The organism is Sulfurospirillum diekertiae (genome assembly GCF_011769985.2).
GTDB classification, from domain to species: Bacteria; Campylobacterota; Campylobacteria; order Campylobacterales; family Sulfurospirillaceae; genus Sulfurospirillum; species Sulfurospirillum diekertiae.
On sequence record NZ_CP039734.2, the window covers coordinates 1309722 to 1334913 of the forward strand.

Consider the following 25192-nt stretch of genomic DNA (forward strand, 5'->3'; position numbering starts at 1 on the left):
GTCAATGAAAATAAAGAGTAAAAAAGGTATCAGTGTAATGGGTTTCTATCTTGTAGCGTATGGTTTAAGTTGTGTTGTGTTGGGAATGATGATTGGCACATGCATTCAATTCTCTAAAATTAATAAATGAGTCTGCAATGGATTATATCAGTATATCCATTTTGTTAAAATGTATGATATGAAGGATAATAATGAATATTGTAGAAGGTAAATTGTCCCTAAATGGTGACGAAAAAGTTGCTATTATTAATGCACGCTTTAACCATATCATCACAGATCGTTTGGTAGAAGGAGCGCGGGATGCCTATTTGAGACATGGTGGCAAAGATGAAAATTTAGATCTTGTTTTGGTACCGGGTGCATTTGAAATTCCAATGGCACTTAATCGTCTTTTGGCTTGTAGTAAATACGATGCAGTATGTTGTTTAGGTGCAGTAATACGTGGTTCAACGCCACATTTTGACTATGTGTCTGCAGAAGTGACCAAAGGTGTGGCCAATGTAGCACTTCAATTTGCTAAACCAGTCGCTTTTGGTGTCCTGACAGTGGATAGCATTGAACAAGCAATTGAACGAGCAGGTAGTAAAGCAGGTAATAAAGGTTTTGAAGCAATGGTTACTGTCATTGAACTATTAAGTCTATACTCTGCATTAAAGAATTAAGAAAAAGTTATAGATGTAGATATTGATAGAATTGATGGTGTTTTTTTGAGCATCGAGATAGATAGAAATACTACTGAATATTATTTAATGATTAAAGAATTAGTAGAAAAATTATTATTATCTACAAACAACCTATAATTATTTTCTATACTTACATTTATAATAATTAAATATTTTAAAAATAAGGATAGAATATGGCACACATAGCACTTTGCGTCTATGAAAATATGAGTGATTCTGTTAAAAAACATGCGGATAAGAAATTGGAAAAAACGGGTAGCTTGGGTGAGATATTTCAGCTACTTGCATTAAATGAAGACGTTTATTTTGCTACAGATACTATGGTTTCCAAGTTTCTCTTGAAAGAAACATTACTCCCTTATGTCACCAAACAAAGAATTGCAATATTAGTATCATTGGATAATGGGTGTAAAATGTGTGCAGGTGTACACAAGCAACTTGCACGGGCTTTAGGTGTGAGTGAGGTTGAAATTGAAGAAATAGCATTAGGTATTGATGCCCTAAGTTGTAGTGAAGCTGAAAAAAGGTTACTTCATTTTTGTATTCGTGCCTCAAAAAAAGATAACTATAAAATCATGAAAGAAGATATAGAAGTTATCAAGGCGTTTGGATACAGTGAAAAAGAGATCTTTGAAGCGGTTTGTATTGTTGGATATTTTAATTATATCAATACCTTATCTAATACATTTGGTCTTGGAAGCGAATAAAACATAAAATATTAGGGACGACTTTTTATCTTACTTTTTTTTTAAAAGCGTTCCTTTAACACAAATTATTGTCTGATATATTGACAAAATCTTTATAAAATCTCCAAAAATATAAAAAAAGAAAAGTATTTACTTATTACTTCGTAAATATTATTAACTTTCATTATTTTAAAATTAAAATCTATATCTTTCCTATAACAAAGCTATAACTTTTGTATATCATTCTTAAAATGTGAAATTAATTCATAAACACATTAAAAAATAAATAACTGTACTTGGGGTTATTTATAAAAGGTTACAAGAAGGTTTGAATACCACTGTGTAAGTTGTTACTCTTGGTATTTTTTAAGGAGGAAGTATGGAAAAGAAAAAAAAGCCTGAACTCTCAAGAAGAGATTTTGGTAAGTTGATTATCGGAGCTGGAGCTGCAGCAACGATAGCTCCATTTGGTGTACCAGGTGCAAATGCAGCTGAAAAAGAGAAAAATGCAGCTGAAATTCGTCAACAATTTGCAATGACTGCAGGTTCTCCCATCATAGTTAACGACAAATTGGAAAGATATGCTGAAGTACGAACAGCGTTTATTCATCCAACCTCATTTTTTAAACCAAACTACAAAGGTGAAGTGAAACCTTGGTTTTTATCAGCATATGATGAGAAAGTACGTCAGATTGAAAATGGTGAAAATGGTCCTAAGATGAAAGCTAAAAATGTAGGAGAAGCTAGAGCAGGTCGTGCACTTGAAGCTGCTGGATGGACCTTAGATATTAACTATGGAAACCATTATCCAAATAGATTTTTTATGTTATGGTCTGGTGAGACTATGCCTAACACCCAATTGTGGGCACCAGCAGGGTTAGATAGAAGACCTCCAGATACAACTGATCCTGTGGAACTTACAAATTATGTAAAATTTGCTGCACGTATGGCAGGTGCTGATTTGGTAGGTGTTGCAAGATTAAATCGTAACTGGGTTTATTCTGAGGCAGTAACTATACCAGCTGACGTACCTTATGAACAATCTTTGCATAAACAGATTGAAAAGCCAATCGTTTTCAAAGATGTTCCACTACCAATAGAAACTGATGATGAATTAATTATCCCTAATACTTGTGAAAATGTTATCGTTGCAGGTATCGCTATGAACCGCGAAATGATGCAAACAGCTCCTAACAGTATGGCATGTGCAGCAACATCATTTTGTTATTCACGTATGTGTATGTTCGATATGTGGTTATGCCAGTTTATTCGTTATATGGGTTACTATGCAATACCAAGCTGTAATGGTGTTGGACAATCAGTTGCCTTTGCTGTTGAAGCAGGTTTAGGACAAGCTAGTCGTATGGGTGCTTGTATTACTCCTGAATTTGGACCAAACGTAAGACTTACAAAAGTCTTTACAAATATGCCTTTAGTTCCAGATAAGCCTATCGACTTTGGAGTAACAGAATTTTGTGAAACATGTAAAAAATGTGCACGTGAGTGTCCTTCAAAAACAATTACTGAAGGTCCAAGAACTTTTGAAGGACGAAGTATTCATAATCAATCAGGTAAATTACAGTGGCAAAATGACTATAATAAATGCTTAGATTATTGGCCGAAATCTGGTGGATATTGTGGCATATGTGTAGCTGTTTGCCCCTTTACAAAAGGCAATATTTGGATTCATGATGGCGTTGAATGGCTTATTGATAACACAAGATTCTTAGACCCATTAATGCTTGGTATGGATGATGCATTGGGCTATGGTGCAAAACGAAATATTACAGAAGTTTGGGATGGAAAGATTAATACATATGGTCTAGACGCAGACCATTTTAGAGACGCTGTAAGCTTTAGAAAGGATAGGGTTAAAAAATCATGAAATTATTAAATATTTTAAATTATAAAGCGCTTGGTTTGAGTTTACTTTATTTGGCATTGATTTTGGTTACTTTCCAAATTTCAATGGGAAGTTATGGAGAGGATGAGCCACAAGCTGGTAGTATATTAATGGTTGCTGGATTGATTTTTTCGATCATCGGCGTTTTTCTTTTAATGAAGTTCAAGCCAACATATATTTTATGGGAAAAGCTTAAGCGTTAATTTCTAAATCTATGCATAAAGTAGGGTTTACATCATTACATGTAAACCCTACTTTTCTCTTTTTCTAAGTCATAAATATGCTTAAATATACAGCACGTTTAGCTTGACATTCCCATTATTTTGGAGTGACTCCAAAGCGCTGATGAAGTGGCTGACTTGATTATGACATTTATGCAGGGATTACGAGTTCAATCACGAAATCAATACTCTGGTGATGCAATCAAGCGAGCCATAAAAACATTTTTGGCTTTGATAAAGTCAATGGAAAAGAAAAAAAGTATATTTTTAGGTTTGTAATTGATATAAGAAAACGTTATAACTTTTTTTTCAGTTTTAAGAGAGATGACTTGGTAAATAACTCTCTTTTGAGCTAGATCGCCAATTATCTCTCTTGTTTTAAAAAGTTAGAGTCGTAATGCGCTCTTCTTTCTCTTTTTCATAATAAGCTTCTACGCACTCTTTATACGCTGTTAAAAATAACATGCTGCATCGTGATTCTTTAGAATCGTCATCTTTGATTTGTTTCAAAATATTACCAGCTAAAATGTAAGTCTCTGAAAGCGTAGCATTAAAAGCAGAATCTAAATAAAGCGAAGCTTGTGCAAGCAGTGATGGGCAACCTTTGATTTCAAAACCACATCTGACAGTCTTATCATCTTCAATTTGCATAGTAAGGACAACTTTACCTTTTCCATCGGGGTGAAGGCATGTCGCTTTGGCATTGTAATTATCTAATAGTCCATAAAAACGAGGGTTTTTCATATGGTCTTCTAATTGGCTTATGAGCCCTGTGTAGTCAAAATCATCACGCATAGTGTTTATTCCTTTAGTTATAAATTTTAATTATGGCAAAAAAGTATAGGACGTTTATAGGTAAAATATAAGTTAATTAGACGAAAAAACCTATTATCTCATACTGCGCATTCCTAATGTCTAGAAGTATTTTCATACAAATATAGCATATTAATTAACATGGCTAAGATCAATGATAAATTTTGCGCCTTTTTTAGAATTCTTTACATGTAAAGAACCACCGATGTTTTTTTCTATGATAATTTTTGCCATATAAAGCCCCAAACCAGTGCCATTTTTTTCTTTTTTAGTGCTAAAGTATGGGTCAAATATCTTCTCAATGATCTCAAGATCAATTCCTTCTGCATTATCTTCTATGAATATTTCTTTGTTTTTGATAGTAATCCATATCTGTTTGTCTTCTTTGGTTTTCAAGGCATCTTTGGCGTTGCTCATGAGAATGGTTAAGACTTGAATGAGTTCATTTTTACATCCAATGATAGTACTTTCATCGCTCTTTACATGTAAAGAAATTTGTTCTTGTTTAAAAGGTGTTCGGAGTAATACCATGGCACTCTCAACGGCGCTTTTAAGGAGAAAAACACGCTCCTCTTTTTTTGTAGAAAAGAAATTTAAAAAATCATTGATAGTATTTGACATGTATTTTATCTGTGTATTGGCTTCATGGACCTTTGTTTTCAATTTTTCATGTGAAAGCATTTGAAGTTCACTGGTCATTTCAATGTTGGCCAAAGTTGTTGAGACATTGTTAAGAGGTTGTCGCCATTGGTGAGCGATACTTGCAATCATCTCGCCCATTGCAGCAAGGCGTGATTTGGCTAAAAGCTCTTTTTGAAAAGAGAGTTTTTCATAAAAGAGTTTACTCAACCTGATATAAATAGAAAAGCACAGTAAAATTGCAGCAATAGTATTGGTGACCTGCATATTGTTGATGTAGGTGCCCTTGTTTAAGTAGGTATCAAAGAATTTGATATCAAATGAAGAAAAATAGAAGATAAATGGGTAGTAGATAAAGGCTGAGCTGATGATGTATAAAACGGAGACTGTGAAATCTTTTTTGAGGTTGACAATACCAACCATGAAAAAAAAGGGTAGAATTAATGCTGCTATAATGTAGCTGTAGTGGTCAAAGATAAAATTGTAGATATTTAATATTAAAGAGAAGAGAAGGCTTATATTGATAAATTTATCAACCCAAAGATAATTATTTTCTGTTTCAAAAAAGTATTTAGTAAAGAGTAGAAAAGTGATAATGTGAAGGGCAGGGAAGAAGATATTAAAAAGGACAATGATATTTTTATTGGAAAAGTTTAACCACTCTAATAAGACGACAATATCAGGAGAACAGTAGAGTGTTGGGGGTAAAAGTACCAAGCAATAGTATCCCAAACTTTTTTCTTTGATAGAAAAAAATACGATTAAGTTAAAGAAAAATATACTAATTAAAATTCCGAAAAAGAATCCATTGTCAAAATAAGACTTATCTGTTGAAATAACACTAAAGGTTTTTTCTTGATTAACTATTTTTATGGATTTAAAGACATCATACCCTTTTTTTTCATTAGATTTTACATATAGGGTTAAAGTTTCATTGGGGCTAATGATAAAATTATCAAATACAAACCCAGTGCGATCTTGGTCATAAAGTGAAGAATGTTTTAGTATTTGATTATGTTTAACATAATAAAGATCCAATTTGGCGTTGTACCAAAAGAAGATAATGCTTTTTTCAAGTTGTTGAACATTATTATTGGACATAGGTATTTTTATCCAAAAATTTCTGTTATCTAAATTTCGCATATCAGAGTATTGTAGATTTACTTTCGAAAAACTAGGATTATTAATAGCTTCATCAATAGATATATCTTTTTTAAGGAGATACGTTGATGGATTTTCTAAATTAATATAAGGCAAAGCACAAGCAGGAGAAAGTATTAATAAATAAACAATCAAAAAAGAGCGTAGTAGTTTCATTTATAGAGTTTCAATTTATAACCAAGTCTTGCTACATTAATAATAGTCTCTGGAGGCAAATGTTTTCGGATATCTCGTACTAACGAACGAATAGCGGCACTACTCATACCTTCTTCCCAGATATTATTTTCAAACTCTTGATAACTAACAATTTCATTAACACGTTTTAGTAAATATTCTAAAAAAGTGATTTCACTTCTTCTCAAAATTACATCTTTCTCATTGACAAAAAGAGCACGTTTAATAGTGTCATAATAAACTATATCAGAAAAATAAATTTTTTCATTTTTATTGTTTTTAAGATTAGCAACACATTTTTTAAGAGCATTTTTGAGATCAATCGCGGTGACAGGTTTTAGGATATAAGCTGCTAGATTAAGTTCAACGGCTTTTAAAAAATACTCAGTGTCTGTATAAGCAGTAGCAATGACAAGAGGTATTTTTTGGTTAAATTCACGAATTTGTTCACACACTTCAAGTCCATTAAAGTAGGGCATTTCGATGTCAAAAATAGCAATATCAATAGTATTGTTTTGAAAGATTTGAAGAGCTTCTTTCCCATCTTTGGCTAAATATACTTTTTTGCAAAAAAGAGAAAGTATTTCTCCTATGTTTTCACGAGTTTGTTCTTCATCATCTGCATAGAGTATTGTATAAGAAGCGAGCATGTTAAATCCCTGAAATTTTATGAATAATGTACGTATTATAAAAAAAGAAATATAGAACTTGTAGATAAAAAATATTTTCCTTCTATTTTAGTTATACAACGGTTGCATAAGTTTTAAATACAATTTTCATAATAAGTCAGATGTTAAATGGTTGTACTTGGGATCATTTAATTAAAGGTTACAAGAAGGTTTAAAATCATTATCATGATTGTATGGTAGATGATTTTTTAAGGAGTAAATATGGAAAAGAAAAAACCTGAACTTTCACGTAGAGATTTTGGAAAGATAGTTGCTGGCGTTGGTGTTGCGGTTACTATTGCACCATTTGGGGGCACAGATGCTCATGCAAAAGAAAAAGCATCGCAAGAGATTCGTCATCAATTCGCGATGCCAGATGGGGTATCTCCTATCAAAATCAATGAAAAGTATGAAAGATTTAATGAGGGGCATGTGGCATTTTATCATCCCTCTTCAGTGATGATTCCAAACTTCAAAGGAGAAACTAAGTTTTGGGTGTTTTCTATGATGGACCAAAAGCAAAATTTGATTAATACAGCACAACATGCACCTGGCGTTAAAGCTCCAAGTGTTGCTGAGGCAAGATCTGCTAGAGCATGGGAATCAGCTGCGTGGACACTGAATGAAATGCTAGGATATGGAAAGCCAAATAGAAAGATGCATTTATGGGATAATTTTAAAGCAGCAAAGGATTGGCCACATATCTATAACAAAGCACCAGATGAAAAAGATCCTGCCATATTAACAAATCAGATTAAATACGTTACAAGATTAGCAGGGGCTGACTTAGTGGGTATTGCAAGATTGAACCGAAATTGGATCTTTAAAGAGGCTTTTACTACAGTATCAGATAAGCCTGAGGATGATAATAACTTTATCACAAAGCCAATTAACTTTAAAGATATTGAAAAACCAACGGAAACAGAAGATGAATACATTATTCCAAATAGCTTTGCCAATGTTATCGTTTCTGCTTTTGCGATGAACCGTGATATGATGCAGTGTTTGGCTACTTCTATGGCACATGCAGCTGCGGCACTTTGTTACTCTCGTATGGTGGCGCATGATATGTGGATTTGTCAGTTTATTCGTAACCAAGGCTACTATGCAATACCAAGCTGTAATGGTGTTGGACAATCAGTTGCCTTTGCTGTTGAAGCAGGTTTAGGACAAGCTAGTCGTATGGGAACTATCATCACCCCTGAGTATGGACCAATGGTTCGTCTTTCTAAGATCTTTACCAATATGCCTCTTATTCCCGATAAACCAATTGATTTTGGTGTTACAGAGTTTTGTGAAACATGTAAAAAATGTGCAAGAGACTGTCCTTCCAAGGCAATCTCAGAAGGGCCACAATCCTATGAAGCACGAGATATTCATAATGCAAATGGCCGCTACCAATGGCACAATGACCATAAAAAATGTTTACAGTATTGGGTTGAATCGGGCGGAGACTGTGGCATATGTGTAGCTGTTTGCCCCTTTACAAAAGGCAATATTTGGATTCATGATGGCGTTGAATGGTTGATTGATAAAACAAGATTCCTTGATCCTGTAATGCTAGGTATGGATGATGCACTGGGTTATGGTAAAACACGAAATGTAGAAGAAGTATGGAAAGGTAAAATCAATACCTATGGTTTAGATACATCTCACTTTAAAGATACGGAGACAACAGGAAAGGATAGGGTAAAAAAATCATGAAATTATTAAATATTTTAAATTATAAAGCAATTGGTTTGAGTTTACTTTATTTGGCATTGATTTTGGTTACTTTCCAAATTTCAATGGGAAGTTATGGAGAAGATGAGCCACAAGCTGGTAGTATATTAATGGTTGCTGGATTGATTTTTTCGATCATCGGTGTTTTTCTTGCAATGAAGTTTAAGCCAAACTATATTTTATGGGATAAACTTGAGCGTTAATCTTTGAATTGATTATTAAATAAAAGGTACAAAGTCTACCATTTTTTGGAAGTAATGTACCTTTTTTGTTTTGTATTTCTGTTAAAGCGATATTTTTGGGAGTAATGGCGATAGTACTATTTTAAAAAACAAGAGACTATGGAAGTTTTAAGATAAACTCGGCTCCTCTTTTATTGTTTGCAACTTGAATACTCCCTTTTATATTATTTTCCATAATGATTTTTGCTGTGTAGAGTCCAAGTCCTGTTCCATTCTTTTCAAGTTTTGTTGAAAAATAAGGCTCAAAAATTCGATGAATAATTTTGCTATCAATTCCCCCTGCATTATCGCTAATGGATATCTCATTTTTACTTGTTTTAAAATAAATCTTTCGATCTTCTTCAGGATTATCTTTGAGTGCATCTTTTGCATTCGTTAAGATGGTGATAATGACTTGTATAAGTTCATTTTTATATGTATTGATTTCAAACATTGCATCGCACTGTGTGTAAATTTGAATATGATTGCTTTCAAAGGATGTGCGCATAAAAGAGAGTGAATCATCAATGATTTCTTTACATGAAAAAGTAGATTTTTGCTTTTTCTGAGAAAAAAAGTTCATGAAATCTTCTATGGTATTGGTCATATGACGAATCTGCAAATGCATCTCATTGAGTTTGTCTTGTAAGGTTTTTGGTGAGAGTTTATCAAGCTGGCTGTGCATGTCTATATTGACAACGATAGAGGAAAGATGACTCAGTGGTTGCCTCCATTGATGGGCAATATTGGCAATCATTTCTCCCATCGCACTAAAGCGTGAGCGTACAAGTATCTCTTTTTCAAATTGCCTTTTTTCTTCTAAGATCGAGAGTAGCTTTATATGGGTTACAATGCTTAGGCATAAAGAGCATAGTGTGCTGGTGACTTGAAGGTAATTGTTCATATTTTGTACACCATCAAAATTGAATATTCTAATAAAGGACTCCATAAATAGAGGGTAGATTAATAAAATCATCGCGATAGAATAAAGGGAAGCTTGCAGTTTGTCTTGTTTTAACATAATGAGACCAATTAAAATAAAACCTGGTAATAATATACCTGGATAAAAAATAATCAAAGATCCATTTGAAAAGATGAACTGTATAATTACCATTAGTATACAAGAGAGCATGTAAAAATTTAAAATGCTATTAATCGTGGCATGCTTATATTTGAGATCAAAAAACTCTTTGGTGAAAAGGGTAAGTGTCATCAAAATACTAAAAGGATTAGCCACTTTCATAATGTTATAGAGTATTGACTTTTCAAGGTATGGACTCAGTGCTGAGTAAAAGCTCCAGTGTAAGTTTGAGGTAATGAAGATAATGGACATTACAAACAAGACATAATAAAAGTAGCTTTTTAAGGATGTCATAAAGTACATAAATAAACTTGCAAAAAGAATGGTAAGTAAAATACCAAATAAAAGACCATGTTTATAAACGCTCCCATAGTTACTAATTTCTGATATAAGTTGTTCAGTATTGATGATATAAGCAGCAGAAAAATCATCCACTAATGGGTGATCATTGACTTTGATATAGATGGTACTTTCTTCATTAGGTCCTATAATGAAAGAGTAGTAAGAAATACCATTGTTTATGCCATCACTTACAGACTTAGTTTCGATGATTTTATTGTCTTTGCTATAGTAAACTTGGAGGTTGATATTCTTCCAGTAAAAAAGAAGTGTTTTATCTAGCTCTTTATTGAGTGTGTTTTTGAGAGGTATTTTTAACCAATAGTTCTTTGTAAATTGCTTTCTTAAAAAAACGGAAAGGTTATTGTTTTTGATGAAATCGCTATGCTTGAGAGCATCTTCTATAAAGATATTTTCATTTAAAAGATACGTATTTCGATGTAATAAGAGTTTCTCTTCATTTAAAGTAATTACGCCACTAAATAAAGAGAGTGTCAAAAGAAAAAAAAGAAAGAAGAACTTCATTTTTGAAGAACCAGCTTGTATCCAACTTTTGGAATATTTTGAATGCTCTCTTTGGTTAGGTGCTTTCTTAGATCTTTGACAAGGGTTCGAATAGCTGGACCACTCATCCCTTCTTCCCAAATATTATACTCAAATTCACTATAGTTGATAACTCTATTAGGATTTTTCAACATATATTCAAGAAATTGCATTTCAATATTCGTTAATCTGACTTCACTATTATTGATATACAGTGTTCGTTCACCTACATTATAATATGCGCTCTGATTGATGTGAATTTCGCTATTTTTAGAATAACTTAATTGCTCTTCACATTTTTTAAGTGCTTTTTTCAAATCAGAAGTTTCTATTGGTTTTAAAATATAAGAGGTTAGATTTAATTCAACTGCTTTTAAAAAATATGCCGTGTCTGTATAAGCTGTAGCCATGACAATCGGGATATTTTTATTGCTTTTTCTGATTTTTTCGGCCACTTCTAAGCCATTAAGATAGGGCATCTCAATATCGAGTACCATGATATCTGGAGACTCATTTTGATACAATTCATATGCCTTTTCCCCATCTTGTGCTAGAAGTACATCATCAAAAAGAAGAGAAAGAATTTCTCCAATATTTTTACGAATTCCTGCATCATCTTCTGCATAAAGTACTTTATAGTTTTTAAACATGTGTGAACCTATCCTATAGTTTATAACTATGATTCTATCAGATATTTTGTTAAAAATTAACTTAAAAGAGTAAAAATTATCTATTTAATAGTTACCTATAAATATTCATAAAATTCAAGGTTCTCTCTTTATTGCACACAAAGTTACTACAAGTTTTATGTACTATGGAGTTTTAGTGTTGAATGTTGATTGTATTAATACAAAAATAAAGGAACGACATGTTTAGACAAGTAGTATCGTTGACGTTATTGGTTTCATTGCTGGCAGTTGGGAGCTCTGGTATTTTGATGATTATACTGAATAGTTTTGAGTTTCAGTTTCAGATGCATCCTGTTCATAAGATTTTTGGAGTCTTGATGGTTTTATCCGGTAGTCTACACCTGTATCTTAACTTCGGTTCAGTAAAAAAATACTTGAATATAAAAAAGATGGCACTTTTTACAGGAGTATTGAGCATAATAATGGTTTTACTTTATGGTGTAGGTATTAATAAACCATTAAACATAGAAAAAATAAAGCAGATGGAAAATATTGCAAAAACATTAGAAGAGTAAACAAAATTTCCTCAGAACTGGGTTAAAACTTCTCTGAATATCTACACATAATGAAGGACTTTATGATAAAAGTCCTTCTTCTATCTTATTTGATTTTATGACTACAAAGAGATAAAACTTTATGTTGTATTAAAAAAAAGGTAAAATTTTTTATTCATCTATTTTCTCCGCACAACTTATCTATTTTTTTTTCTTATCATTACATAGCAATAAAAATAAGTAATGATAAGAGAGTCTTAGTGCTAGGACAATCTTTAAGAGAGAAAAAGATGAATTTTAATCGAAGAAAATTTTTAATTTACAGCGCAGAAGCAGGAGCGATGTTCGGTCTTGTTGGAGCTGTTCCGTTAATGTCAGGAGAACATCACTACTTACGACCTCCAGGCGCCATTAAAGACGATACTTTTTATAAAGCATGTATTAAATGTGGTGCTTGTGTTTCAGCATGCCCCACTAAAGCGGTGACACTTATTGATCTTTGTTGGGATGTTAAAAATATCGGCACACCTATAATTGATATCAAAAATGGTGGCTGTATTGCTTGGGGAAAAGAGTGTCTTTTATGTGTTAAAGCTTGTCCAACAGATGTTTTGAGTGTAGTTAAAGATTTAAAAGAAGAAAAGCTTGGTCTTGCCATTATAAAAGAAGAAGAGTGTGTGAATTGTATGGTTTGTTTTTTACATTGCCCCATTGAGGGAGTAGTACTCTTTCCAAATCCAGAAGTTCCTGATAAACCTTATACTAAAGAACGTGATATACCTACAAAAATAAAACTCAAAGATTCCCCGTTAAAGCCTTATATTGTTAAAGATAAATGCATTGGGTGTGGATTGTGTGCTCATTATTGTCCTCCACGGTGCATTGATATGATTCCTATAGCAGACGTAAAAAAGGTAGCAAAAAATGAATCAAATTAATAAAGTTATTAATGTAAAAAAATTACAAATCATTAGAAAAAGTGTACATAACTTTTCTATGCTAAGCATTATACTAGGTGCATTTGGCATCATAACTGTTGCCGGAACATGTTATGTAAGTATTGGTTATTTTAGGCTTATTTGTCCAGTTGGTTTTATAGAGCTCTCTCTAGCAACACACACTATTAATACAAAACTTATCGTACCTTTTTTAACAATTTCAGTTCTTCTTTTTTTAGCGGGAAGATCGTTTTGTTCTTGGGGTTGTCCTACGTCTTATATGGGCGGAATTATACGTAAAATGACATCTAATGAGACCTATAAAAAATACACTAAAGTAAAAAATAAAGTGCAAAAGTATGTACCGCAACCTGGTATGGATGATATCTTTGTCATGATGATAGGTACATTAATAGGAATATTTGTATTTCAGTATCCACTACCTTGCACAATTTGTCCATTAGGAATCATTTCACGGGCTCTTATTGAAACAGTCAATCATTCTACAATTACGCATTTTCACATTGCACTACGTTATGACACTTTATTGTTAATAATTCCTATCGTATCTATGTTTTTATTTGTAAGAGGTTGGTCACAAGTTTGCCCTGTCGGTTCATTGAAAGGGCTTATGTCAACGTATAACAAGACAATCGTTCCTTCAACAACAGAAGCATGTGTCAACTGTAAGTTATGTGAACAAGTATGTCCTGTTAATATTGGACATCATAGAGGGCTTCCTGATATGAGTATTTGTATCAAATGTATGCTATGTGCAGAATATTGTCCGCAACATGCCATAGACATTGTTGCTTTATACGAGCATAAAAAAACAAAATTTAAAGAAGTAAAAGATGTGAATGTACTGAATACATCCATTGAAACAATGAATAAAACAGCTTAATTAACTTTACAAAAGGGATTATAAAATGGGCGTAACCAATGGTTACAAGAAAAAGTATATAAGTTTGGCGGCTATTCTCACTTGTGCCGTTAGAACAATATTTTTTTCTGAAGAGGTTAAAGTGAATAATATTGAAACTATATCGGTTCTTTCCTTTTTGAGAAGAGATGATTATGTGTGTTATTGAAGATACTTTTAATATCACAAGCGCTCTATCTCACGTTGCATTAATACAATGTCTTAAATTGTTTAACTAAAGAGGTTATCTCTTTGATTAAACTCAAGAAAAAAGGATAAAGAATGAATACCGCATTAATAGCTTTTTTTGCGTATATCGTCGATAAATTTGTTGGTGAATTTACAGTTATAACGCATCCAGTCATTTTTATTGGGCGTTATATAAGTTGGTTTGAAAAAAAATTTTATAAAAATACTTTTCAACGAGGCTTAGTGCTTGCTGTGAGTACATTAGGACTTACATACGTAGCTATTTGGCTGTTAGAAACTCTTTTATCTTCTCTTCCACATGGTATTTCAATATTTATTTCAATCGTGATTGCTTCGATGTTTTTGGCGCATCATATGCTCTATCATTCTGTTTTGGACGTCATCAATTCTTCTGTTCCAAAAGAAAAAATAAAGTATTTAGTCAGTCGTGACACTGAAGATATGGATGACCACGAAATCTACAAGGCATGTATAGAAACGTATACTGAAAATATTAATGATGGGGTTATAGCACCTTTATTTTATCTTCTTCTTTTTGGACTAAAGGGGCTTATTATTTTTAAAGCGATTAGCACATTAGACTCCATGGTGGGTTATAAAAATGAACGTTACTCTCATTTTGGAACTGCAGGAGCAAGGTTGGATGATATTGTAGGATGGATTCCTGCTCGTATTAGTGCATTACTTATTTATTTAGCTGCTAAAGGATCGTACAGCTTTAATACGTTAAAAAAGTATGCTTCAGGGCATGAAAGTCCTAATTCAGGCTGGCCCATTGCAGCAGCTGGATTGGCATTTCATTTAAAACTTGGTGGTCCTACACGCTATTTTGGTGCAATCAAAAATAAGCCTTATCTTGGGGATGGTTCCCTTCCCTTAACACAGCAAGACGTATGTAATGTACTCACGCTGCATTCAAAGATTGACTATATTGTATTGGGAAGTATGGCAGCAATGATTACATTTCTATGGTTGATACAATGAATGCACGTAACACTCAATTTACGAAAGCGTTTCATGCGTTAAAACAGAATGCGGGAAGTCATAGTCCAAGTATGGAAGACTTGAAAAAAATGTTCCCAACATTGGAAATCAAGATCGATGCATGCTATTTGTCAAATCCTTATGCTTCTGAGCTAGTACTTGATTATATTGACCGTGAATTAATTCAAACCAATGCCTATAAAAAGGTACTGACACACTACCCATCACAGCAACGTTCTTTGCAAAAAGTTATGGCGGAGTCTTTACATGTAAAGCCTGAAAATATATTTATCGGGAATGGTGCCACTGAAATTATTCAGATGCTTCTACAACAAGAAGAGGTTCAAAAAGTTGCCTTAATGATTCCTACTTTTTCATCGTATTATGAGTTTGTGGGCAAAGGGTGTGAAGTTGTTTATTTTCCATTGAATGAACGTGATGATTATAGCTTTGATGCGGATAAATACTGCCAATTTATTGAAAATGAACAACCCGATACCGTTGTGTTGATTAATCCAAATAATCCAAATGGTGCCTATCTTTCTTTAGAAAAGATGCACATTTTATTGAAACGCTTAGCCTTTGTGCCGCGCATTATTATTGATGAAAGTTTTATTCATTTTGCCTATGAAGACGAGGCATTGACATGTCTTAGCTCAACTGTTTTATTTGATATGTATCCTAATGTCATCATTGTTAAAAGTCTCTCTAAAGATTTTGGCATAGCAGGGGTTCGCCTTGGGTATGCCTTGATGGATTCACGTAAGATTGATGCACTTTTAGAGCATGGATTTTTATGGAATATCAATGGTATTGGTGAGTATTGTCTTCGACTTTTTGTAAGGGAAGATTTTTTAAAGCGCTATGAAGAAGCTAGAAAGCAGTATATCAAAGAGATGTGCAGATTTAAAGAAGCGCTTTTAGGGATAGAAAATGTGTATGTCTATCCTTCGATGGCTAACTTTGTGATGCTCAAACTTCCGTCTAGAATAAAAGCAAGTTTTGTGATTAGTGCACTCCTTGTTGAGTATGGAATTTATGTTCGCACCATGGCAGATAAAATTGGTGTTGAGGGCGAATGTATTCGTATTGCAGGAAGAACGCGTGAAGAGAATAACTGCATCGTTATGGCGCTCAAAAGCATACTAAAGGATAGTAAGTGATTACATTTATCACCGGTGGTGGACGTAGCGGGAAAAGTCTGTTTGCAGAAGATAGGGCTAAACGCTATAAAAATAAATGCTACGTAGCAACCGCCATTGCTTTTGATGACGAAATGAAATACCGCGTTAAAAAACATTTAGAGCAGCGTGGAAGTGATTGGGTTACTATTGAACAATACGAAGGTATCGCAAAAGCTTTACATGTAAAGGCAAAAGATGCACAGGTTGTCTTGGTAGATTGTTTAACAAATTTGGTCAGCAATATGATGATTATGAACCGCGATGTGGATTGGGAAACGCTCAGTGATGAAGCAGTTTATGAAATTGAACAAGAGATATTAGAAGAAGTGAATGCATTGGTGCTGTTTGGGCATGAGTTTGCTGGTGAAATGATTATCGTGTCCAATGAAGTAGGTATGGGACTCATTCCTGAATATCCCTTAGGACGTCGCTTTAGAGATATTGCAGGACGAATGAATCAGCACGTAGCACGTGCAAGTGATGAAGCATACTTGGTAGTCGCAGGATTACCGATGAAATTAAAATAGAGACACTAATGAAACATAAAAATTTAATGGTTTACGGTACAGGTTCGGATGTTGGTAAGAGCGTTATTGTGGCAGGATTATGCCGTATTCTTAAGCAAGATGGTGTGCGAGTTTGCCCTTTTAAATCTCAAAATATGGCCTTAAATTCTTATATCACCAAAGATGGAAAAGAGATGGGACGTGCCCAAGTGGTGCAAGCAGAAGCCGCAGGGCTGGAGCCTGATGTGATGATGAATCCTATATTGCTGAAACCTTCAACAGACCGCAAGGCACAAGTCATCTTGCATGGAAAAGCTTTACGCAATATGGATGCTCGAGAGTATTTCACCAATCGTGGTGCTATGAAAATAGAGGTTATGAAGGCTTATAACAAGATACGCGAAAACTATGATGTATCTATTATCGAAGGAGCTGGAAGTCCTGCTGAGATTAATTTGAAAGTAGATGACTTGGTCAATACCGGTATGGCAGAAATGGCTGATGCGCCAGCTGTTTTGGTTGCAGACATTGATAAAGGAGGCGTTTTTGCCTCAATATATGGAACGATAAAACTTTTGGAAAAACATGAAAGTGCTCGTATCAAAGGGGTTATTATCAATAAGTTTCGTGGTGATGTAACCTTACTTGAACCAGGGCTTCGTATGATTGAAGAAAAAATCAATATTCCTGTTCTTGGCGTTATCCCTTATATACAACTGGGTATTGAAGAAGAAGATGGTTTTGGTGATAGGCATTTAGAAAAAAAAGCACGTGGGGCAATTGATATCGCCGTTATTGTACCTAAGCGCATTTCAAATTTTACCGACATGGATGCCCTTTTGAGACACAGTGATGTAACCGTGCGTTATGTTCGAAAAGTACATGAGATTGAAAATCCAGATGTTATTATCTTGCCAGGGTCAAAAAACACTATCGAGGATATGCTGGATCTTCAACAAAGAGGCATGGCCGAAGCGGTGATTAAACATGCAAAAAATGGGGTGATTATCTTTGGTATTTGTGGTGGATTTCAGATGTTAGGTCAAAAAATTCAAGATGAATTTGGAATTGAATCTTCCATTCAAGAAATAACCGGACTGGGTCTTTTAGATATCGAAACAACGATGTTAAAAGAAAAGACAACGACGCAATTTGAAGGCTTACTCAGTTGTAATACAGGTTTTCTTCAAGGAATGACTAAATGCCGTATCAAAGGATATGAAATCCATCAAGGCATCACGTATGGCAATGAAGCCAATTTATTTGAAGGTACTGAGGCATTACTCGGGGCAATACGGGACAATGTTATAGGAACCTATATCCATGGGGTGTTTGATAATTCTGACTTTACCACTGAATTTTTAAATCGTATTCGTGAGAAAAAAGGCATTACAAAAGTCGATGAAGTCTTTGACTATGACGCTTATAAACAAGGTGAGTACGACAAGTTGGCTTTATTGTTACGTGAAAATCTAGATATGAGAGCTATTTACAACATTATAGGAGTTGAATGATGCATCTATTAGAAGAGACTTTACTTGCTATAACCGGAGTAAATGAAGAAAACCAAAAAAACCAAAAAGAATATATTGCGACATTATTGAAGACGCCTGATGGGCTTGGTAAATTAGAAAAGATGAATATTCAACTGAGTGGAATAGAAAAAGAGTACCGCGTTAAGAAAAAAGCAGTCGTCGTGATGGCTGCAGATAATGGTGTTGAAGAAGAGGGCGTGAGTGCTTCTAAGCGTGTGATAACACAATATGTCGTTGAAGCGATGGTTGCGGGGGAAGCGTCTATTAGTTCACTGTGCAAATCATTGGGCAGTGAACTTTTTGTGATTGATCTTGGCATTGATTCGACACGTGTTTTCAAAGGGGCAATTACGCATAAAATTATGCCTACAGGGACATATAACATTCGAAAAGGCCCAGCAATGAGCCGTGAACAGGCCATTGAAGCTATTGAAGTTGGTATTGATATCGTTCGTGAACTCGTAGAAAAAGATTACAACCTTTTTGCTGTGGGTGAAATGGGTATTGGCAATACAACAACTAGTAGTGCCTGCTTAAAAGCCTTAACGAATCTTCCGTTAGTTGAACTTGTGGGATATGGCAGTGGTATTGATGAGCGAACATTAGGATTGAAAATAGCCGTTGTAGAGGATGCCGTTCGTATCAATAAGCCTGATGTGAATGACCCTATCGACATCATCCAAAAATTGGGTGGTCTTGATATCGCCGCCATGACGGGGGTCTATTTGGGTGCGGCTAGGTATAAAGTACCTATTGTTTTAGATGGCCTTATCTCAGGCGTTTCTGCCTTGCTTGCATACCGCATGAACGCGCATGCAAGAGATTACATGATTCCTTCTCACATCAGTGAAGAGCCTGGTGCAAAGTGGATAATGGAAGCACTTTGCTTTAATCCGATGCTTCATATGAACATGAAACTTGGTGAAGGTAGTGGTGCGGTACTCGTGTTTCCTTTGGTTGAAGCGGCTAGTAATCTAACACGCGATATTCGTGTCTACCCAGAGGTATAAGATGAGCTATAAATTTGTACAAAATAAAGCGTGTGAGTATTTTCCTTGTCATAAGATAGAAGAGGACACTACCTTTAATTGTCTTTTTTGCTATTGCCCTTTGTATGCTTTGGGTGAGCAGTGTGGCGGAAAATTTACCTATACAAAAAATGGAATCAAAAGTTGTGTGGAATGTGATGTTGTTCATCATAAAGATACGGGCTATGAATACGTCCAAGCGAAAATGCATTACATCATAAAACTGGCAGTACAGAAATGAACGGGATACTGTTATTAATTCAATTTATGACACGCCTTCCTGTATTTAGTAAAACAACCTATGACCCTATTGCGATTGGGCGTGCTATAAAGTTTTTTCCCTTCGTTGGTTTGCTTATCGGTTTAATTTTATGTGCGGTGTTTATGGTCATCAATCCTTTGATTGACAATAAATTAATTGTTGCCTTAATCATTGTTGTAGTTGAGATTTTACTCACGGGAGGGCTTCATCTTGATGGTTTATCGGACAGTTTTGATGGCTTGTTTAGTTACAGAGATAAAGAGCGCATCTTAGAGATTATGAAAGACTCTTGTATCGGGGTCAATGGGGCGTTAGCGCTTATTGTCTATGTGGTTGCCAAAATTTTATTTCTGAGTGAACTTGGCTGGGAATATATCGTTTTTATACCTGTCGTGGCACGTTTAAATACTGTTCTTCATGCAGGCTTAGGAAGGTATGCAAGAGAAGAAGGCATGGGAAAAAGTATTGTGGATGAAACGAGTATCCAAGGCGTATTTTTTGCCATTTTGAGTGTCTTAGTCATAGGCTTTATCCTCCTAGGTTTAGATGCGCTTTGGCTTGTTGTGGGTGCTTTGAGTTTTGGTTTTATGAGCCTTTATTATATTCAAAAGCGCATTGATGGCATCACAGGTGACACGATGGGAGCAGTATTAGAATTAACATCTTTAGTTGTGTTATTTATAGGAGTACTTTTATGAAAACAGAAATTTACCTTCTTCGCCATGGAGAGACAGGATTAAATAGGCAAAAAGTTTATTTTGGCCATTTAGATGCTGCTATGAATGAGTTAGGCAAAGAATGTATTGCGCATGTGGCAAATAACTTTTTTGGGCCATTAGATGTGATTATTTCTAGTGATTTGGAGCGTTGTGCCGAGTCAGCAAGAATATTTAGTCGCTCAAAAAAGATTAAGGTCACCTATGATCAGCGTTTACGTGAATTGGACTTTGGTGTCTTTGAAGGACGAACCTATGCGTCATTAATGGAAGAGTTTCCCAAAGAAGCTGAGCAGTTTTTTAGTGGCGATTATGATTTTGTGATACCCAAAGGTGAAAGTGTCAAAATGCTTTTTGAACGCACATATGAAGCGTTTGAAGAAATCATAGCAAACCATGCTGGTAAGCATATTCTTATCTCAACACATGGTGGCGCGATAAGGGCAATTCTTTCTCGCTACCTTGCAGGCAATAAAAAAGCTTACTGGAAGTTTGCCGTTGAACATGCTTCTTTGACAAAGCTCGTCCATGAAGATGGCTTTGTGTACCTGGAATACCTAGGAAGAGGAGAGAAAATTCAACAATTAGCCGTGAGTACAAAGATGAAAAAAGGAGCATGAAATGAAAAAAACTATAATGCTGATCTCTATGATGATGATAGTGTTTATATTTAATGGGTTTACGCTGTTTCAAAACAAAGACAAAAAAGCGATTCTTTTTGTTAATTTTGGAACGACATATAATGATACAAGAGTCGCTACAATTGATACGTTGCAGAAAAAAATAGCAGATACCTATAAAGACTATGATGTTAGATTGGCGTATACATCAAGACAAATCATTCGAAAACTCAGTGAGCGTGATGGTATTCGAATCGATACGCCCGAAGAGGCTCTTAAAAAGTTAAAAGCTGATGGATACGGTACGGTTATCGTTCAAGCAACGCATATCATTAATGGTGAGGAAGCGGATTATCTTAAACGCGAAGTTGCCTCCCTAAAAGATGATTTCTATGTCATTAAATTAGGTCATCCACTTTTGACGCATATTAAAGATTATGAGTTGACAATGAAGGCGCTTCAGTTGCAATATTCTGAATTAAAGGCAGATGAGGCTGTTGTGCTTATTGGACATGGTACACATCATCCTTCTACCTCTGCGTATGCCATGATTGATTATTTCTTCCAAGACGCATCTCAAAATGTCTATTTTGGAACCGTGGAAGGGTTTCCCTCTTATGACAATGTTCTCACAAGACTTAAGAAAAATGGTATTAGAACAGTAACTTTGATGCCGTTTCTATTTGTAGCAGGCGATCATGCAAACAATGATATTGCCGGTGACGAAGAAGATTCTTGGAAAAGTATGCTTTTAAAAGAGGGTTTTAACGTCAATGTTTATCTTCATGGCTTAGGTGAAAACGAAGCGATTCAACAGATTTTTATTGAGCATATTGAACATGCAATTACGAATAAAGAAATAGATATGAAACGAAAGAAAGCAGGTTATGCACTTGGCAAGTAAAACACATTTTCTATCATCCGACACCAAATTTTTAGTTTGGACGCTTGGTGGAATTTTATTAACGCTTAGTGGCGTGATTGCATTTGCCGGAATGGGATATATCGATATCCCCTTCTTTGATGTCTGTAAAATCATGATAGGCAGTAAAGAAAATGTAATAGGTTCTACGGAGTGGTTTGTCGTGCATGATATACGATTGCCACGTATTTTAACAGCGATTTTAACCGGCGTTGCATTAAGTTTAAGTGGGCTTGTCTTTCAAGGGGTTCTCCTTAACCCTTTGGCAGACCCTTATACTTTAGGTATCTCCTCAGGTGCATCATTTGGTGCCGCATTAGCGTTGTTATTAGGATTGAGTGGCGTGATGATTCAAGGAAGTGCTTTTTTCTTTGCGATAATCAGCCTTGGAATTGTGTTGCGTTTGGCAACGTTTGAAGGGCGCATCATTCCTGTATCGTTGATTCTATCCGGTGTTATCATTGGAGCTTTTTTCTCCGCAGGGCTTAGTTTTTCAAAATACCTAGCAGGGGATGAAATAGCGTCTATTTTCTTTTGGTTATTAGGTAGTTTTCAAGGTAAAACATGGATGGAAGTGATGATTCTTTTGGCTGTTGTTTCCTTTGGCTCTATGGTGATTTACTTTTATGCCGAGGAAATCAATATTTTGTCATTGGGAGAGAAAAATGCTAGCTCAATGGGCGTAGATACACACCGTGTACGTCTTATTTTACTCGTTGTTGCCTCATTGATGTCCTCAGTGACCGTATCTATTTGTGGGATTATCGGTTTTGTGGGATTGATAATCCCTCATATGATGCGATTTTTAGTGGGAACGGACAACAAAAAACTCATCATTGTTTGTTCTTTGTGGGGCGGAATTCTTCTCTCAATGGCTGATAATGTTTCTCGTGCGTTACTTCCACATGAAGTCCCTATTGGGATACTCACAGCGCTTTTAGGTGCACCATTCTTTGCCATAGTTTTTAGAAATAAGATGCGAGGGAAAAAGAGATGAGTGCTTTACATGTAAAGAATCTTGGCTATAAAAGTGGGTCTACTTCTATCTTAGAAAACATCAACTTGAGCCTTGAGGTGGGAAAATTCTATGGAATTTTGGGGCCTAATGGCAGTGGTAAAACAACACTATTGGATTGTTTGGCTGGTTTAGTACCAAAATCACATGGTGAGATTGAAATATTTAATGTGCCTTGTCATACCTATTCTCGTAAAGAGTTCGCCCAACAAATAGCACTTGTTCCTCAAAATTTTGATATTTCCTTTCCCTATAAGGTTCAGGAAATCTTAGAAATGGGACGTTATCCCTTTAAAAAAAGAATGCATGGGCTTTCAGCAAAAGAGTATGCCTTAATTGATCAGATTAAGGATGTTTTTGAATTGAACTTTTTGGTAGATAAAGAGGTTACAAACCTCAGTGGTGGAGAAAAGCAACGCGTGGCTTTCGCTAAAGCATTAATTCAAGATACGCCTATTTTATTTCTGGATGAATCAACATCAAACATGGATCCTTATTTTGCACATTTTGTTTTAAAAGAGGTGCAAAAACGAACGAAGAATGAACAAAAAACAGTTCTTGCGGTCTTTCACGATATGAATCTTGCCTCACGTTATTGTGACGAGATCATCATGCTTAAAGATGGAGGACTTTTAGAAATGGGTACTACAAAAAAAGTATTAACACCGATCAATATCAAAAGACTTTTTGGTATCGAAAGTATTGCCGTTCATGATAACGACAAGAGCTATATTATTCCAGTTTAAGGAGCGAAAATGAAAATATTATGGTTAGTGGCTTTGCTGATATCAAGCCATCTTTATGCGCTAGAAATTGAAGATCAGAATGGAAACAAAATTATTTTTGACAAACCTTTTAAACGTGTTATCTCTTTATATCCTGCACATACAGATCTTATCGATGATTTAGGAGCAGGAGCATTATTAATAGGTGTTTCTATTGATTTAGATAATCCTGATAAATTCAAAGATATACCTACGTACTCCTATTATGATAATGCAGAAAAGTTCATTAGTGCAAAGCCTGATCTTATCTTGATTCGACCAATGATTGCCAATAAATTCAAAGGTATGATAGACCTTTTAAAATCACGAGGAATTGAAGTTGTTTCACTCCAACCTTCAACCTACCAAGAGTTACCAACGTATTGGAATAAGATTGGAAAATTAGTAGGAAAAGAAGAAGCTTCCACTCGATATGTAGAATCTTTTGAGAATGAAGTTGCAAAGATTAAAGCTAAGGTAGCTTCCATTCCTAGTGAAAATAAAAAAGGACTTTTCTTTGAAACGCGTCATAAAGATTTTTTGACAACCAGTCCTGGAAGTATGCCTTATACAATCATTGAGATTTTAGGTGTAAAAAATATTGCGAAAGATGCTAAATCAATCAGAAATGGTTCCACTGTTGCGCCCTATGAGATTGAAAAAATTCTTTCTCATGCGCAGGATATTGATGTTTATATCGCACAGAATGGAGCGATGAACCGTGTTAGTGAAGAAGATATTTATAATACACCTGGTTTTAAAGCAATTAATGCCATCAAAAATAAACACGTCTATTTAATTCCTGAAGAGATCGTTTCAAGGCCCACAAAAAAATTGCTTGACGGAATGTGGGCACTCGGTCAGATTATCTATCCCAATTATTTTAAAGAAAGGATTTAACCATGTCGTATGAAAGACGGCCAATGAGTATTGAACAAAAGAGTTTTGAGATTATTACCCAAGAGATGGGAAGTGCTATTGATGCCTTTGATGCTACGTTGCAACCTGTTGTTAAACGTGTCATTCATACCACGGCTGATTTTGAGTATACCGATCTTTTAGATTTTTCTGATGATGCAGTCCAGAGTACGTTTGATGCCCTCAAAAGTGGATGTAAAATCTATTGTGATACCAATATGATTGTTAATGGCCTCAGTAAAGTTGCCTTAGGGAAATTTTCTTGCAAACCGTACTGCCTTGTGAGTGATGAAGATGTCAGTAAAGAAGCTAAAGAACGTGGTGTTACAAGATCAATTGTAGGCATGGAACATGCGGCAAAAGATCCAGAAACTAAAATATTTTTAATCGGCAATGCCCCAACAGCACTTTATACTCTATTGGAGATGATTAAATCAGGTGATTGTGCAAAACCTTCCCTTATCGTCGCTGTACCTGTTGGATTTGTGGGAGCGGCTGAATCTAAAGAAGAAGTTCTAAAATATGATGTTCCTTATATTCGAGTAAGAGGTAGAAAAGGTGGAAGTACGGTTGCCGTTGCTATTTTACACGGTCTTATCTACCAAATTTTTCAAAGAGAAGGCATCTAAAA

At 35.0% G+C, this 25192-nt stretch carries 27 protein-coding genes; 22 read left to right on the forward strand and 5 right to left on the reverse strand.

Features of this window, described 5'->3' with window-relative positions; translation table 11 throughout:
* Window positions 1–191 precede the first annotated feature (191 nt).
* The 4 genes from ribH (at window position 192) to FA584_RS06730 (ending at window position 3475) form a co-directional block, all read left to right on the forward strand.
* A complete protein-coding gene (gene ribH, locus FA584_RS06715) occupies window positions 192–662 on the forward strand; it encodes a 6,7-dimethyl-8-ribityllumazine synthase (RefSeq protein WP_025344663.1) in 471 nt (156 codons plus the stop codon).
* Between the two features lie 194 nt (window positions 663–856).
* Entirely contained in the window at window positions 857–1390 is a 534-nt protein-coding gene (locus tag FA584_RS06720) for a carboxymuconolactone decarboxylase family protein (protein ID WP_025344664.1), read from the forward strand.
* 358 nt (window positions 1391–1748) lie between these two features.
* The gene (locus tag FA584_RS06725; RefSeq protein WP_167748973.1) at window positions 1749–3254 is read left to right on the forward strand and encodes a reductive dehalogenase; all 1506 of its coding nucleotides are present in this window, start codon (window positions 1749–1751) and stop codon (window positions 3252–3254) included.
* On the forward strand, window positions 3251–3475 hold the full coding sequence (locus FA584_RS06730) for a hypothetical protein (RefSeq protein ID WP_025344666.1): 225 nt from the start codon (window positions 3251–3253) through the stop codon (window positions 3473–3475). The genes FA584_RS06725 and FA584_RS06730 overlap by 4 nt, the downstream gene beginning before the upstream one ends.
* 396 nt (window positions 3476–3871) lie before the next feature.
* Here the strand turns inward: FA584_RS06730 and FA584_RS06735 are convergent, their stop codons facing one another.
* The 3 genes from FA584_RS06735 to FA584_RS06745 all read right to left on the reverse strand — a co-directional run bounded on the left by FA584_RS06735 (window position 3872) and on the right by FA584_RS06745 (window position 6930).
* Window positions 3872–4288 (reverse strand): iron-sulfur cluster assembly scaffold protein, encoded by a 417-nt coding sequence (locus FA584_RS06735; protein WP_025344667.1) that lies wholly within the window; start codon window positions 4286–4288, stop codon window positions 3872–3874.
* 150 nt (window positions 4289–4438) lie between these two features.
* A complete protein-coding gene (locus FA584_RS06740; RefSeq protein ID WP_025344668.1) occupies window positions 4439–6262 on the reverse strand; it encodes a sensor histidine kinase in 1824 nt (607 codons plus the stop codon).
* On the reverse strand, window positions 6259–6930 hold the full coding sequence (locus FA584_RS06745; protein ID WP_025344669.1) for a response regulator transcription factor: 672 nt from the start codon (window positions 6928–6930) through the stop codon (window positions 6259–6261). Before FA584_RS06745 ends, FA584_RS06740 begins: the two co-directional genes overlap by 4 nt.
* A gap of 240 nt (window positions 6931–7170) precedes the next feature.
* Here FA584_RS06745 and FA584_RS06750 point away from each other — a divergent pair, with 240 nt between their 5' ends.
* Window positions 7171–8652, forward strand: coding sequence for a reductive dehalogenase (locus tag FA584_RS06750; RefSeq protein WP_025344670.1), 1482 nt, complete (start codon window positions 7171–7173; stop codon window positions 8650–8652).
* Window positions 8649–8873, forward strand: coding sequence for a hypothetical protein (locus FA584_RS06755; protein ID WP_025344671.1), 225 nt, complete (start codon window positions 8649–8651; stop codon window positions 8871–8873). The genes FA584_RS06750 and FA584_RS06755 overlap by 4 nt, the downstream gene beginning before the upstream one ends.
* Window positions 8874–9009: 136 nt before the next feature.
* Here the strand turns inward: FA584_RS06755 and FA584_RS06760 are convergent, their stop codons facing one another.
* Both FA584_RS06760 and FA584_RS06765 read right to left on the reverse strand, forming a co-directional pair.
* Entirely contained in the window at window positions 9010–10836 is a 1827-nt protein-coding gene (locus tag FA584_RS06760) for a sensor histidine kinase (protein ID WP_167748975.1), read from the reverse strand.
* Window positions 10833–11504: a response regulator transcription factor gene (locus tag FA584_RS06765; RefSeq protein WP_069478037.1), complete on the reverse strand. Its 672-nt coding sequence runs from the start codon at window positions 11502–11504 to the stop codon at window positions 10833–10835. Before FA584_RS06765 ends, FA584_RS06760 begins: the two co-directional genes overlap by 4 nt.
* 218 nt (window positions 11505–11722) lie before the next feature.
* Here FA584_RS06765 and FA584_RS06770 point away from each other — a divergent pair, with 218 nt between their 5' ends.
* The 16 genes from FA584_RS06770 to FA584_RS06845 all read left to right on the forward strand — a co-directional run bounded on the left by FA584_RS06770 (window position 11723) and on the right by FA584_RS06845 (window position 25190).
* Window positions 11723–12058, forward strand: coding sequence for a DUF4405 domain-containing protein (locus FA584_RS06770; protein ID WP_025344674.1), 336 nt, complete (start codon window positions 11723–11725; stop codon window positions 12056–12058).
* A gap of 269 nt (window positions 12059–12327) precedes the next feature.
* Window positions 12328–12975 carry a 4Fe-4S dicluster domain-containing protein gene (locus tag FA584_RS06775; protein ID WP_025344675.1) on the forward strand — a complete coding sequence of 216 codons (648 nt, stop codon included), beginning with the start codon at window positions 12328–12330 and terminating at the stop codon, window positions 12973–12975.
* Window positions 12962–13879, forward strand: a complete 918-nt coding sequence (locus FA584_RS06780) for a 4Fe-4S binding protein (protein WP_025344676.1) — start codon at window positions 12962–12964, stop codon at window positions 13877–13879. Before FA584_RS06775 ends, FA584_RS06780 begins: the two co-directional genes overlap by 14 nt.
* Window positions 13880–14179: 300 nt before the next feature.
* Window positions 14180–15091, forward strand: a complete 912-nt coding sequence (gene cbiB / locus FA584_RS06785) for an adenosylcobinamide-phosphate synthase CbiB (RefSeq protein ID WP_025344677.1) — start codon at window positions 14180–14182, stop codon at window positions 15089–15091.
* Window positions 15076–16254, forward strand: a complete 1179-nt coding sequence (locus FA584_RS06790; RefSeq protein WP_025344678.1) for a norcobamide biosynthesis serine-O-phosphate decarboxylase — start codon at window positions 15076–15078, stop codon at window positions 16252–16254. The genes cbiB and FA584_RS06790 overlap by 16 nt, the downstream gene beginning before the upstream one ends.
* On the forward strand, window positions 16251–16802 hold the full coding sequence (gene cobU, locus FA584_RS06795; RefSeq protein ID WP_038533193.1) for a bifunctional adenosylcobinamide kinase/adenosylcobinamide-phosphate guanylyltransferase: 552 nt from the start codon (window positions 16251–16253) through the stop codon (window positions 16800–16802). The genes FA584_RS06790 and cobU overlap by 4 nt, the downstream gene beginning before the upstream one ends.
* An 8-nt stretch (window positions 16803–16810) precedes the next feature.
* The gene (locus FA584_RS06800) at window positions 16811–18295 is read left to right on the forward strand and encodes a cobyric acid synthase (protein WP_025344680.1); all 1485 of its coding nucleotides are present in this window, start codon (window positions 16811–16813) and stop codon (window positions 18293–18295) included.
* A complete protein-coding gene (gene cobT / locus FA584_RS06805) occupies window positions 18292–19326 on the forward strand; it encodes a nicotinate-nucleotide--dimethylbenzimidazole phosphoribosyltransferase (protein ID WP_167748976.1) in 1035 nt (344 codons plus the stop codon). Before FA584_RS06800 ends, cobT begins: the two co-directional genes overlap by 4 nt.
* A 1-nt stretch (window position 19327) precedes the next feature.
* Window positions 19328–19585, forward strand: a complete 258-nt coding sequence (locus FA584_RS06810; RefSeq protein ID WP_025344682.1) for a cysteine-rich small domain-containing protein — start codon at window positions 19328–19330, stop codon at window positions 19583–19585.
* Complete coding sequence (cobS, locus tag FA584_RS06815) at window positions 19582–20304, forward strand: adenosylcobinamide-GDP ribazoletransferase (protein ID WP_025344683.1); 723 nt, start codon at window positions 19582–19584, stop codon at window positions 20302–20304. Before FA584_RS06810 ends, cobS begins: the two co-directional genes overlap by 4 nt.
* Window positions 20301–20942: a histidine phosphatase family protein gene (locus FA584_RS06820; protein ID WP_025344684.1), complete on the forward strand. Its 642-nt coding sequence runs from the start codon at window positions 20301–20303 to the stop codon at window positions 20940–20942. The genes cobS and FA584_RS06820 overlap by 4 nt, the downstream gene beginning before the upstream one ends.
* A 1-nt stretch (window position 20943) precedes the next feature.
* Window positions 20944–21846, forward strand: a complete 903-nt coding sequence (locus tag FA584_RS06825) for a sirohydrochlorin cobaltochelatase (RefSeq protein WP_025344685.1) — start codon at window positions 20944–20946, stop codon at window positions 21844–21846.
* Window positions 21830–22861: a FecCD family ABC transporter permease gene (locus tag FA584_RS06830; protein ID WP_025344686.1), complete on the forward strand. Its 1032-nt coding sequence runs from the start codon at window positions 21830–21832 to the stop codon at window positions 22859–22861. The genes FA584_RS06825 and FA584_RS06830 overlap by 17 nt, the downstream gene beginning before the upstream one ends.
* Complete coding sequence (locus FA584_RS06835; protein ID WP_025344687.1) at window positions 22858–23625, forward strand: ABC transporter ATP-binding protein; 768 nt, start codon at window positions 22858–22860, stop codon at window positions 23623–23625. Before FA584_RS06830 ends, FA584_RS06835 begins: the two co-directional genes overlap by 4 nt.
* A gap of 9 nt (window positions 23626–23634) precedes the next feature.
* Entirely contained in the window at window positions 23635–24543 is a 909-nt protein-coding gene (locus FA584_RS06840) for an ABC transporter substrate-binding protein (RefSeq protein WP_025344688.1), read from the forward strand.
* Window positions 24544–24545: 2 nt separating this feature from the next.
* Window positions 24546–25190 carry a precorrin-8X methylmutase gene (locus tag FA584_RS06845; protein ID WP_025344689.1) on the forward strand — a complete coding sequence of 215 codons (645 nt, stop codon included), beginning with the start codon at window positions 24546–24548 and terminating at the stop codon, window positions 25188–25190.
* The last annotated feature ends 2 nt before the right edge of the window (window positions 25191–25192 follow it).